At 72.1% G+C, this 11,947-nt stretch carries 10 protein-coding genes; 5 read left to right on the top strand and 5 right to left on the bottom strand.

Features of this window, described 5'->3' with window-relative positions; genetic code table 11:
* Window positions 1-123: 123 nt before the first annotated feature.
* Window positions 124-867, bottom strand: a complete 744-nt coding sequence (locus IEZ08_RS22290; RefSeq protein WP_068921251.1) for an acetyltransferase-like protein — start codon at window positions 865-867, stop codon at window positions 124-126.
* A gap of 135 nt (window positions 868-1,002) precedes the next feature.
* Window positions 1,003-2,073, bottom strand: coding sequence for a DNA alkylation repair protein (locus tag IEZ08_RS22295; RefSeq protein ID WP_068928367.1), 1,071 nt, complete (start codon window positions 2,071-2,073; stop codon window positions 1,003-1,005).
* A gap of 59 nt (window positions 2,074-2,132) precedes the next feature.
* On the opposite strand from IEZ08_RS22295, the gene IEZ08_RS22300 reads away from it, so the two are divergent.
* Window positions 2,133-3,647 (top strand): DUF885 family protein, encoded by a 1,515-nt coding sequence (locus IEZ08_RS22300; RefSeq protein ID WP_068921252.1) that lies wholly within the window; start codon window positions 2,133-2,135, stop codon window positions 3,645-3,647.
* An 85-nt stretch (window positions 3,648-3,732) separates the two neighbouring features.
* On the opposite strand, the gene IEZ08_RS22305 is transcribed toward IEZ08_RS22300, so the two are convergent.
* Together IEZ08_RS22305 and IEZ08_RS22310 are read right to left on the bottom strand one after the other, a co-directional pair.
* Window positions 3,733-4,851 (bottom strand): polysaccharide pyruvyl transferase family protein, encoded by a 1,119-nt coding sequence (locus IEZ08_RS22305; protein WP_068921253.1) that lies wholly within the window; start codon window positions 4,849-4,851, stop codon window positions 3,733-3,735.
* 83 nt (window positions 4,852-4,934) lie between these two features.
* Window positions 4,935-5,681, bottom strand: a complete 747-nt coding sequence (locus IEZ08_RS22310) for an SDR family NAD(P)-dependent oxidoreductase (protein WP_068921254.1) — start codon at window positions 5,679-5,681, stop codon at window positions 4,935-4,937.
* Window positions 5,682-5,820: 139 nt separating this feature from the next.
* Between IEZ08_RS22310 and guaA the strand changes: the two genes are divergently transcribed.
* Window positions 5,821-7,392 (top strand): glutamine-hydrolyzing GMP synthase, encoded by a 1,572-nt coding sequence (gene guaA, locus IEZ08_RS22315; protein ID WP_068921255.1) that lies wholly within the window; start codon window positions 5,821-5,823, stop codon window positions 7,390-7,392.
* A 95-nt stretch (window positions 7,393-7,487) separates the two neighbouring features.
* Complete coding sequence (locus tag IEZ08_RS22320; protein ID WP_068921256.1) at window positions 7,488-8,699, top strand: acyltransferase family protein; 1,212 nt, start codon at window positions 7,488-7,490, stop codon at window positions 8,697-8,699.
* A gap of 115 nt (window positions 8,700-8,814) precedes the next feature.
* Here IEZ08_RS22320 and IEZ08_RS22325 read toward each other — a convergent pair whose 3' ends face one another.
* On the bottom strand, window positions 8,815-9,687 hold the full coding sequence (locus IEZ08_RS22325) for a polysaccharide deacetylase family protein (RefSeq protein ID WP_189242818.1): 873 nt from the start codon (window positions 9,685-9,687) through the stop codon (window positions 8,815-8,817).
* Window positions 9,688-10,037: 350 nt separating this feature from the next.
* Here IEZ08_RS22325 and IEZ08_RS22330 point away from each other — a divergent pair, with 350 nt between their 5' ends.
* Both IEZ08_RS22330 and IEZ08_RS22335 read left to right on the top strand, forming a co-directional pair.
* Entirely contained in the window at window positions 10,038-10,724 is a 687-nt protein-coding gene (locus tag IEZ08_RS22330) for a class I SAM-dependent methyltransferase (protein WP_229803396.1), read from the top strand.
* A 141-nt stretch (window positions 10,725-10,865) separates the two neighbouring features.
* Window positions 10,866-11,753, top strand: coding sequence for an NAD-dependent epimerase/dehydratase family protein (locus IEZ08_RS22335; RefSeq protein ID WP_203863444.1), 888 nt, complete (start codon window positions 10,866-10,868; stop codon window positions 11,751-11,753).
* Window positions 11,754-11,947: the final 194 nt, after the last annotated feature.

Genomic DNA, 11,947 nt, shown 5'->3' on the forward strand with positions numbered 1-11,947 from the left:
GGCGGTGGGTGCGCGGGGCGTCGCATCCGGGTGGCAGCGAGTGTGCGGGCGCCGCGTCGGCCGGTGCCGTGTTCCGGGGGCGTCGGGCCGTGTTCCGGGGGCGTCGGGCCGTGTTCCGGGGCGTCAGGCCAGCGGGTGCCGTACCCAGACGTTGGGCTCCACGTAGACGGCGTGGTCCTGCTCGATGTCCGCGTGGACCGGGACGAGGGCCCTGGGCACCTCGACCGGCCCGCTCTCGGTGAAGGGAAGGCCGGTCCACTTCCGCCACTCGGCCAGAGTCCCGGCGATCGTCATGGACCGGGGGGCCACCTTCACGATCTCGCCGCCGGCCCGGACGTGCACCCGCAGCCACGGATCGACCGGGAGGCCGTCCTGCCGGGTCCGCGCGGCGTACTCCGTGATCGGAGTGTGCGGCTCCAGATGCTTGGCGTTGGGCCGTACCGGGGCCAGGATCTCGGTGAAGCCGAGCCGGGCGGCGTTGTCCCGCAGCGCGCCGAGCATGATCGGTGACAGGCCCCTGCCCGTCAGGTCGTTCCGGACGGTGATCTCCAGAGCCGTGACCCGGTCGGCCGTCGCGCCGGTCCGCCGGGTGTGCCAGGCCCGCAGGATGGCGGCGTCCCAGCCGCCGTCGGGCAGCTCGTCGCGCTCCCAGGCGAACGGGACGCTGAACGCCCTGGCCACCAGCCGCCCGGGCTCGGCGTCGTCGTCGGCGACCAGGACGAACTCCGGGTAGACGTCGTCGCAGACGGCGTAGTAGAGGTCCGCCATCGGGTCGTTGAGCATGAACTCCGCCCAGGGGGTCTCCATCGCCCACAGGGCGTCGGCGAGTTCCGGGCGCTCGGCGAGGGTGGTGATGCGCAGGGCCATCCGGTCATCGTCCCAGGACGGTCTCGGATGTCTCGCCCGGTTTATCCGCGCGGAGGCGGCGGCGCGCCGGATCGGGTGAACCGCACACCCCGGCGGCGGGGACGCGGCCGTCATGTCTCGGTCAGGACGCGGCCGTCATGTCTCGGTCAGGGTGAAGGAGGCGCTCGCCCGGACCGCGCCGTTGACGACGATCTCCAGGACGCGCGGGCCGGGGGGCTCGGTCCTGGTGGTCACCGGCCGGAACGAGTGGGACTTCGTCACCGTGACGGCCTGGCCGGGGGAGTCGGCCAGGCGTTCGCCGAGATGGAAGACGCGCCGCGAGCCGTCGCGCCGGACGGCGTACTTGAGCACGAGCGGGCCGGGGGAACCGGCGCGGACCGTGACCGTGAACCGCAGGCGCCCGCCCACCGCGACCCGGTCGCCGTCGAGCACCAGCGTCTCGACCGAGCCGCCGCCCGGGGCGGCGCCCACCAGCTCCAGTCCGCCGGGATGCCCGGCGCGCAGCAGGCCGCGCACGGCGTGGCGCAGGACCTTCTCGATGTGGGAGCCGCCCTCCGCGCGCCAGCGGCCGAGCAACTCGACCGCGACCTCCGGATGGTCCTTGGCGATGTCGTTGACGTGGTTGGCCACTGAGCGCCGGACGTATTCGCTGGGGTCGTCGCGGAGCCGGTCGAGGACCGGCAGCGCCGGCCCGGGCTCCATCAGCCACCGCACCCGCGACCCCCAGGGCAGCCGGGGCCGGGACCCCTCCGACGCCAGCCGCCGCAGGTGCTCGTCGGCGGACTCCGCCCAGCCGTACATGATCTTCATGGCGTCGTCGCGGTAGCGCTCCAGGTAGGGGCGGACGGCGAACTCCCCCGTGGCGTAGGGCGTGAGCGCGCCGAGCGCGGCCATGGCGTCGTCGAGGTGGTCGAGACCGCGCGCGGCGACGTACTCGGTGGCGGGCCAGCCGCTCCACATGTCCAGCCGGACGCGGGCCGAGGCGTCCCTCAGGACGCCGGAGGCGTGCGGGAACGGCAGCGTCAGCGCGGCGTCGAGCGCCCGGGCGACGTGCCGGACGCGGTCCTTCAGCTCCAGACCGGCCAGCCCGGCGGTCGCCTCCGAGACGAACCGGTCGCGGGGGAACGGGGCCCAGGCCGCGGCGACGCCGTCGGCGAGCAGGCTCACGGAACCGATGCTGATCATCTCTTTGAGGGGTTGCGCCATGGCGGGCAGGGTGTCACGCCCCACCGACACTTTCGGGGCGGAGGCACTAGCGTCGGTCCATGACCGAACTCCACTCACGCTTGCGGGCGGTGTGCGACCTGGCCGTCGCCGATTCCCGGGAGATGGCCGGACGACACGAGTACGACGGGACGATCCAGGATCTCTCCCCCGAGGGCGTGCGCGCCGCCCTGGCCGCGCTGGGCCGCGGGTCGCTTCCGGACGATCCCTACGACGCCGCCCATCTGGAGGTCTTCGAGGAGTCCGCCCGGGTCCGGTACGGCGCGCTGGAGCTGTACCGGCGCAGCCCGATGGGCCACCTCGACAACCTGGATCTGGCCTGTTACGACCGGGAGTACGCCCCGGAGGCCGAGCGGGCCGCGGCCCGGCTGGCCCATCTGGCCCGCTGGCCCGAGGCGGTCGACAACGCGGTGACCGCGCTCGACCGGCTCAGCGCGCCGGTCGCCACCGCGCTGCTGGGCGCGGTGCGCGGCCTGGCCGCCGGGGTTCCGCGGGACGCGGACGAGTCCGTCCGGGAGGCGGCGCTGAAGGCCCACGCCCGCCTGGTCGAGCATGTCGAGGAGGCCACGCGCTCGGGTGAGCCGGACGCGTCCCTCGGCGCGGACGGCCTGGCCCGGCTGATGGGCGCGGACGAGGGCCTCCCGGTGGACCTGGGACGGCTCGCCGAGCGGGCCGACGCCGAGCGCGACCGGCTCATGGAACGGCTGGCGGAGTCGTGCGCGAAGCTGGGGTCCGGCGACAGGCCGCCGCTGGACGTCTGCCGCGAGCTCGTCCGTGACCATCCGGACATCGACGGCGTGCTCGACGCCGCCCGCACCGGCACCGAGCGGGCGATCGCCTTCACCCGGGAGAAGGACCTGGTCCCCTACCACGACGGTGAGTGCCTGGTCGGCATCGCGCCCGAGTCGCGCCGGTGGGCGATGGCGATGATCAGCTGGGCCGCCCCGGGCGAGCCGGACGCCCCCTCGTGGTACCACATCACCCCGCCCGACCCGTCCTGGCCGGAGCGGGAGATCGAGGAGTGGCTGGAGGTCTTCAGCGCGACCACGCTGCCCGCGATCAACGTGCACGAGGTCGCCCCCGGGCACTTCTCGCACGGCCGGGCCCTGCGCCGCGCGCCTTCGGACGTGCGCCGGACGCTGATGTCCCTGTCGTTCGCCGAGGGCTGGGCGCACTACGCCGAGGAGCTCTGCGTCGAGGAGGGCTTCGCCCCCGACGACCCGCGCTTCGAGATCGGGGTCTGGCTGGAGGCGCTGATCCGGGTGACCCGCCTGGCCTGTGCGATCGGCGTGCACACCGGCGCCATGACGGTCGAGGAGGGGGCCCGCCGCTTCGAGGCCGACACCCACATCGCCGGCCCGGCCGCCCTCTCGGAGGCCCGCCGGGCCACCTTCGACCCGACCTACGGCCGCTACACCTGGGGCAAGCTGGAGATCCTGGACCTGCGGGAGCGGGCCAGGGCCGAGTGGGGCGCGGGTTTCACCCTCAAGCGCTTCCACACCGCGATGCTGGAGCTCGGCTCCCCGCCCCTGGGCCTGCTGCCGCGGATCTTCTGACGGCCGGGCCCCGTGACGGCCGGGCCCCGCTCCCTGACACCCGGGTGCCGTCATCCTCTGGTGCCCGGGTCCCGGCGGCCGGAGGTCAGATCGCAGGACGCTCGACGGCGGGCAGCCCGTTGGCGGCCAGATACTCGTTGAAGTTGTCGAACAGGCCGCCGACGTGGTCGAAGAAGTCGTCGTAGTCGATCAGCGAGCGGATGTCGTGGACGTCCATGTCCGCGACGTCCGCGAGCGGCACGGCGGGCAGGTGCAGGAAGTCCGTGAGCTCCCGCGTCCTGGCGTCGTGGGTCAGCCACAGGGCCGGCTTGCCGCTGAGGATCGACGCCATGTTGACGTGGAAGCGGGTGCCGTAGGTGAACGACACGGACTCCTCGTTGAACGTGTACCACGACGCGGTGTCGCGGAAGAGCCGGTATCTGCGCTGGTAGTAGCCCTCGATCTCGGCACGGGCGGCCTTCGGCTCGTGCTCCCGGTAACTCCTGAGGAAGCGGGGGAGCCGGGGCGCGTGACGGCCGCCGCTGACGTCGACGTAGAACTGGTGGTTGCGCCGGTTGGAGGGCTCGACCAGGAACGCGTCGGCCCGGATGGCGTCGTGCAGCAGCCGGGTCTCCGCCGGCTGGTTGAGCTTGGTGCCGCCGAACGCCGGCCGGCCGTGGCCCTCCTTGAGGTTCGCGCGGAGCCGGGCGAGGCGGGCCGGGCGGGAGAACAGCGACGGGCAGCCGACGACCTTGACGTTGGTCACCCCGCAGATCTGCTCAAGGGCCCGTTGGGTCGTGCGGCCCCGGACTCCGATGACCGCGCACCTGTCCTGCAGGTGGCGCATCACGCTGATCGCCTCGTCGGGCAGCGTCGCGCCGCTCAGGTCGTCGGTGTCGGACTGGACGCCGAGGCCGAAGATGACGACGGGCTTGTCGATCTGGTCCAGGAGGGTCCGCAGCCGGATGAAGGGGGCGGGGTCGTCGGAACCGAGTCTGAGCGTGTTCGCCATGGTGAACACCAGATGGGTGCAGTGCCGGTTGACGAACTCGGCGAACGTGGCCGCGCCGGTCAGCGCCCGCCACTGGCGGTCCAGGCGGTACACGCAGTCGTCGAACATCTCGAAGGGCGCGTTGGCGTGGATCATGTTCCCGGAGTTCTCCGGGCGTTCCAGCGGGAAGTCCGGGGGCAGCTCGCGCCGGCAACCCGCTACCGCGATGGCCATGGTCGTCCTCCGCTCCCGTCCCCCGATGGAAACCGTCACTCACTGTAACGGTGCGCGTCCGGAACGGCAGGGCTTTCCTCCACTCAGCGGTCGACGGCCGTCGCGCCGCCGTCCACCACCAGGTGGGCGCCGGTGATGAAGGAGGCCTCGTCGCTCATCAGGAACCGTACGGCCGCCGCGACCTCCTCGGGGCGGCCGAGGCGGCCCGAGATCGCCTTCTTCCGGAACGCCTCCATGAAACCGGGGTCACCGCCGGTGGCGCCGGTCAGCATCGGGGTGTCGATGTAGCCGGGACAGACCGCGTTCACCCGGATCGGGGCCAGCTCGTGGGCCATGGACCGGGTCAGGCCGAGCAGGCCCGCCTTGGAGGAGCAGTAGGCCGGGACGAAGGCCTGGCCGACCAGGCCCTCGATCGAGGCGATGCCCACGATCGCGGATCCCTCGTGCTGCCGCAGGTCGTCCAGGATCGCCCGGGTCAGCAGGGCGTGGGCGCGCAGGTTGACGTTGAGGACCCTGTCCCAGGCGGCCTCGTCGAGGTCGGCGATCGCGGCGGGACCGGCGATTCCGGCCGCGTGGACCAGCCCGCCGATCGAGCCGAGGGCGTCGCGGGTCGCGGCGGCCGCCTCCGGGAAGGCCGCGGAGTCGGTGACGTCGATCGTCACGCCGACGGCGGTCGCGCCCTCCGCCCCGGCGACGGCGGCCGTCTCCTTGGTGCCGGCCTCGTCGCGGTCCCAGATCGCGACCGGGCGGCCGGTCCCGGCGAGCGCCAGCGCGCAGGCCCGGCCGATCCCGGACGCCCCGCCGGTGACGATGACCCCGGTCGCTGGCATGGTGTCCTCCTCCGCGTGCGGTGTCCCTCACGGTAACCCGCTCTACCAACCTAGCGCTAGGTAATGATCGGTGAACGTCCCGGCCGCCCATCCGCGCGTAACCGCTCACCGAGCCGCCGATAGACTGGACGGCACCGCTGTGTTTCCTTTGGGGGTCTTGGTGTCAGAGTTCGACACGGTCCTGGTCGTCGACTTCGGCGCGCAGTACGCGCAGCTGATCGCGCGCCGGGTGCGTGAATGCCACGTCTACTCCGAGATCGTCCCCTCGACGATGCCGGTGGCGGAGATGCTGGCCAAGAAGCCCAAGGCCATCATCCTGTCCGGCGGCCCCTCCTCGGTCTACGCCGAGGGCGCCCCGGCCGTCCCCGACGGCCTGTTCGAGACCGGCGTGCCGACCTTCGGCATCTGCTACGGCTTCCAGGCCATGGCCCAGGCGCTCGGCGGCCGGGTGGCCAGGACCGGTGTCGCGGAGTACGGCGGGACGCGCCTGGAGGTGTCCCGGGAGGGCGTGCTCTTCGCCGGGCTCCCCGCCCAGCAGGCGGTCTGGATGTCCCACGGTGACAGCGTCGCCGCCGCCCCCGAGGGCTTCGACGTCACCGCCTTCACCGCCGAGACCCCGGTCGCCGCCTTCGAGAACCCCGTCAAGGGCCTGTACGGCGTGCAGTTCCACCCCGAAGTGCTCCACTCCGAGCACGGCCAGACCGTGCTCAAGCACTTCCTCGACGCCGCGGGCTGCCGTCCCTCCTGGACGATGCTCAACATCGTCGAGGAGGCCGTCGAGGCGGTCCGCGCCCAGGTCGGCCCCGAGGGCCGCGCCATCTGCGCCCTGTCCGGCGGCGTGGACTCCGCGGTCGCCGCGGCCATCGTGCAGCGCGCCATCGGCGACCGTCTGACCTGCGTGTTCGTCGACCACGGCCTGCTGCGCAAGGGTGAGGCCGAGCAGGTCGAGCGCGACTTCGTGGAGGCCACCGGCGTCAAGCTCCGCGTGGTGGACGCCCAGGAGCGCTTCCTCAAGGCGCTGGACGGCGTCACCGACCCGGAGGAGAAGCGCAAGATCATCGGGCGTGAGTTCATCCGGGTCTTCGAGGACGAGCAGCGCGCCATCATGGCCGACGGCCCGGTGGACTTCCTGGTGCAGGGCACGCTCTACCCCGACGTGGTCGAGTCCGGCGGCGGCACCGGCACCGCCAACATCAAGTCCCACCACAACGTCGGCGGACTCCCCGAGGACCTGCAGTTCACGCTGGTCGAGCCGTTGCGTGCGCTGTTCAAGGACGAGGTCCGCCGCGCGGGCGAGGAGCTCGGCCTGCCCGCCGCCATGGTCTGGCGCCAGCCGTTCCCCGGCCCCGGTCTCGGCATCCGCATCGTCGGCGCCGTCACCCGCGAGCGCCTGGACCTCCTCCGCGAGGCCGACGCCATCGCCCGCGAGGAGCTCTCCCGGGCGGGTCTCGACCGGGAGATCTGGCAGTGCCCGGTCGTGCTGCTCGCCGACGTCCGCTCGGTGGGCGTGCAGGGCGACGGCCGTACCTACGGCCACCCCGTGGTCCTGCGCCCGGTCTCCAGCGAGGACGCCATGACGGCCGACTGGTCGCGTGTGCCGTACGACGTGCTGGCCCGCATCTCCACGCGGATCACCAACGAGGTCCGCGAGGTCAACCGCGTGGTGCTCGACGTGACGAGCAAGCCCCCGGGCACCATTGAGTGGGAGTGAACCGGAACGGCGGCCCTATAGAGGCTAGGTCGGTATTCGGCCGGAGATGACTGTTCATCCGGTTTCGCGAGGTGCGTGCGGGTAAGTTAGGGCGGGTGTCAACGACCCTTGCCGCCGGCACCGCCGCCCGCCCGGCGGCCGCCACCCGGCTGGCCTGGCTGGACGCCCTGCGGGGGATCGGCGCGGTCGCGGTCCTGCTGGAGCACGCGCTGCCCTGGTTCATGCCGCAGTTGAGACCATACTGGTTCAACCTCGGCATGTACGGCGTCCTGGTGTTCTTCCTGGTCAGCGGGTACATCATCCCGGTCTCGCTGGAGGGGAGAGGGGACGTCCGGGCGTTCTGGCTCAGCCGGATCTTCCGCCTCTACCCGATCTACCTGCTGGTGGTGGCGGCGGTCCTGGTGATGGCGGTCTGGCTGCCGGTCCGCGAGCAGGTGCCGCGGGACCTCGCCTCGGTCTCGGCGCACCTGACGATGCTGCTGGATGTGGTCCATCTGGGCGGCCTGGCCGACACCATGTGGACGCTCTCCTACGAGATGGTCTTCTACCTGCTGGTCACCGCGCTGTTCGTGCTGGGCCTGCACCTGCGCAGCGGGACCTTCGCGGTCGGGTTCGGGGCCGCGGCGGTCGGGGCGGGGCTGGTGCTCGCCGCACCGGTGCTGACGGGCTTGTGGCCCGCCTACGTCTCGGGCGTGGTGTTCGTCGCCGGCATGGCCTGCCTGCTCACCGGACGGTTCCGTACGGCCGGCGCCTGCGTGCTGGGGGCGATGGCGGTGGTTCTGCTGATCTTCAGCGGCTTCACGCCGTGGTTCGGGGCGGCGATCCTCGCGGTGATGTTCACCGGGACCGCGGTCCGCCGCTGGGAGCAGGGCACGGGCACCCTCCGGCCGGTGGCCGCCGCGGCCGTGCTCGTGGCGCTGGCCCCGGTCTGGGCGGTCCAGGCGGACTGGTGGTGGGTCCAGCCCGGGGTGTGGATCACCACGATGGTCCTGGCCGGGGTGACCTTCGCGGGGGCGATGGCCCTGCGCCGGCGCCGTCTCCCCGGGTTCCTGGTCTGGCTGGGCCTGATCAGCTACTCCGTCTACCTGCTGCACCACCCGCTGCTGCGGGCGGCGCACGCCGTACTGGGAGACGTGCGGGCCATGGGGACGGTGACGCAGGCGGGGGTGGTGGCGGGGTTCGTCGCGGGGGTGCTGGGGCTGAGCTGGATCACCTATCGCTACGTCGAACTGCCGATGCAGAACCTGGGGCGGCGGCTCGCCCGGGGCGCGCGGAGCCTGCAGCAGGTGGAACCCGGCAGACCCTGACGGAGGACCCTGGCGGAAGGGCCGGAGAACACCGACGGCCCGGTCCTCCCCCGAGGGAGGGCCGGGCCGTCGTCCGCGGACGCGGACGCCGCCGGCGGGATGCCCGGCGGGATGCTCAGCCGCCGTCGGTGGGGGACTCCACGGGGGCGTTCTGGTCCTCGGTGGGCGAGTCGGAGGTCAGGTCCTTGTCCTCGGCCGCGCCCGGCGGGTAGACGTCGCCCGGCTTCAGGTTCTTCGCGCCGGGGAGCGAGGAGACCGCGACGACGTGGTAGCCCCGCCGCTTCAGCTCGGTCAGGAGCTTCGGCATGACCGTGACGGTCTGCGTGACCCAGTCGTGCATGAGGATGACGCCGTCACGCTTGGCGTTCTTGAGCACCTCGTCGTAGATGGCCTTCTCGTTCTTGGTCGCCCAGTCGCGGGAGCCGCCGTTCCACAGGACGATCGGCATCTTCATCTCGGTCGCGACCGTCTTGGTGTCGTCGTCCAGCAGGCCGTACGGCGGGCGGATCGTCGTCGGGTACCTGCCGGTGACCTTCTTGACGATGTCCTGGGTCCGCTGGAGCTCCTCGCGGATCTTCTCCACGGGGCTCTCGGTGAACTTCGGGTGCGTGTAGCTGTGGTTGCCGATGTCGTGGCCCTCGACGACCATGCGCTTGGCGAACGCGGGACGCGACTTCACGTACTGGCCCTCAAGGAAGAACGTGGCCTTGGCGCCGTGCTTCTTGAGGGTGTCGAGGAGCTTGTCGGCGTACTTGCCGGGGCCGTCGTCGAAGGTCAGCGCGATGCACTTGACCTTGGTGCAGTCCACGGGCTTGGCCTTGGCCTTCGGGGCGGGTGTCGCCGTGGGCTTGGGGGTGGCCGTGGGCTTGGGGGTGGAGGTGGGCTTGGCCGCCGACGTGGGCTGCTCCGCGCTCCAGGCGGCGGTCGGCGCTGACAGCAGGCCGATGGCGCAACCCGCGGCGAGGATCATTCGGGCGGGGGACTTCATGAGGGAAACTCCGGGTCAAATCGACGTCGGTCAAGTGGGCATCCTACCGAGACGCCTGTCGTCTTCCGGGGCTGAAGCGTCACGATGTGCTGTGAAAGCCGTGATCACCGGCCCGTGACCGAGCGCGTCCCGCGGGCCGCGTCGCCGGATGTGCCACCGGATGCGTCACCGGATGTGCCGCCGGGACATGTCAAAGAATCGGTCATGGCACCGTATGCGGATTCCCGTCTCCCTGAAGCGGGATGCCGCCGGCGTGAGCATTGTGACGCGGTTGCGGGACTCTCCCGAGCCACCATGATCACTGCGCCGAACGGACGGGCGAATCCATGCATGACGCCGACATTGATCTGATGATCGAGCTGGAGGACCGCCACTGGTGGTTCCGCGAGCGCCGTGCGATCCTCCGGCGGGAGCTGCGCGGGCTCGACCCCCGGGGGAAGGCGCTGGACATCGGCGCGGCCGGGGGCGGCAACACCCGGGTGCTCACCCAGATGGGGTATGACGCGCTGGTCGCGGACTACTCCGAGGCCGCCGTGGAGGCGGCGAAGAAGCGCGGGCTGAAGGCCGTGCACGCCGACGCCCGGGACCTGCCGATGGAGAGCGACACCTTCGACGTCGTCACCGCCTTCGACGTGCTGGAGCACATCGTGGAGGACCACCTGGCGACGGAGCAGATCGCGCGGGTGCTGAAGCCCGGGGGCACGGCCCTGATCGCCGTGCCGTGCGACATGGCGCTGTGGTCCGCCCACGACGAGGCCGTGGCGCACGTCCGCAGATACTCCCGGGAAGAGCTCGTCGGGGTGGTCGAGAAGGCCGGCCTGGACATCGAGCGGGTCTGGAGCTGGAACGTCCTGCTCCGGCCGATCGTGGCGTACCGCCGCAAGGAGAGCACGGGCTTCGACCTGGCCAAGCTGCCCTGGATCGTCAACACCGGCCTCTCCGCCGTCATCACGCTGGAGCGGTACCTCCCGGTGAAGTCCCTCCCCGGAGTCTCGCTCTTCCTCCGCGCCCGCAAGCCCTCCGCCTCCGACGTGTGAACGTCACCATCCGTCACCATCCGTCACCAGAAGTCGCCGTCCGTCGTCGCGCCCCCGGAGCCCCGTCCCGCTGAGAGATCGCGGCGCTGATCACGGAGGGCCCGTGGAGAAGAGGTTCGTGTGCGCTCGTGTCGGACAGCGGTGATCGGCGCCGGTGGCTTCATCGGATCCAGGCTCGTCACGGCTCTCGAAGACGCCGGGCACCCGGTGGCCCGGTTCACCCGGGAACACCCCGCCGTGGTCGACGGCCGCCCCGCCGAAGGACTACGCGACGCGGAGAGCGTCTTCTTCCTCGCCACCGGGCTGAGCCCGGCCCTGGCGGAGCGGCGGCCGGAGCTGGTCTCCGCCGAGCATTCGCTGTTCCGCCGGTTGATGGACGCTTTCGCGGATGAGGGCCGCCGTCCCGTCCTGGTGTTCGCGAGCTCGGGCGGGACCGTGTACGCGCCCGACGCCCGGCCGCCCTACCCGGAGTCGGCCCCCACCGGGGCCACCACCGCCTACGGCCGGGCGAAACTCCTGCTGGAGCGGGAACTCCTCGGCCGCGCGGACGCCGTACAGCCGGTCGTGGTACGGCTGAGCAACGTCTACGGTCCCGGTCAGCGGATCGCGCGCGGATACGGCGTGCTCCCGCACTGGCTGGAGGCCGTGGTCTCCGGCGCGCCCGTCCGGATCTTCGGGGACTCGTCGGTGGTCAGGGACTACGTCCACGTGGACGACGTGGTCGGCGGATTCCTGGCGGTCCAGCGGCACGTCGCGAACGGGCTCCGGGACCGGCTGCCGTCCGTCGTGAACATCGGTTCCGGGGTGCCGACCTCTCTGGAAGAGCTCCTGGACATCGTGACGGTCACGGTCGGCCGGCAGATCACGGTCAGCCGTGAAGAGGGCCGTTCGTGTGACCGGAAGGGGAACTGGCTGGACGCCTCGCTGGCGTGGCGGGCTCTGGGCTGGCGGGCGGAGATCGATCTGAAGGACGGGGTGCGCCAGTGCTGGGACGCGACGCTCACGGCCCACGGCGACAGCGGGCCATGACCCGGCTGCGTCCCTGGAGGGCGCTGGGCGGGCGCGAGACGTTCTCGGCCGACGGCCCGGCGTCGTCCGGAACGGTGGTCGCCGGTTCGGTGGTGGCCGGGTCCGGGGCGGTGGCGTCTGAGGCGGGTGCTGCGGGTTCGGTGGTTGCCGGTGCGGTGGGGGGCGGGGGGCGGCGTCGTCGGCGGTGGGGGTCG

Source organism: Planobispora rosea, from assembly GCF_014648175.1.
GTDB lineage: Bacteria > Actinomycetota > Actinomycetes > Streptosporangiales > Streptosporangiaceae > Planobispora > Planobispora rosea.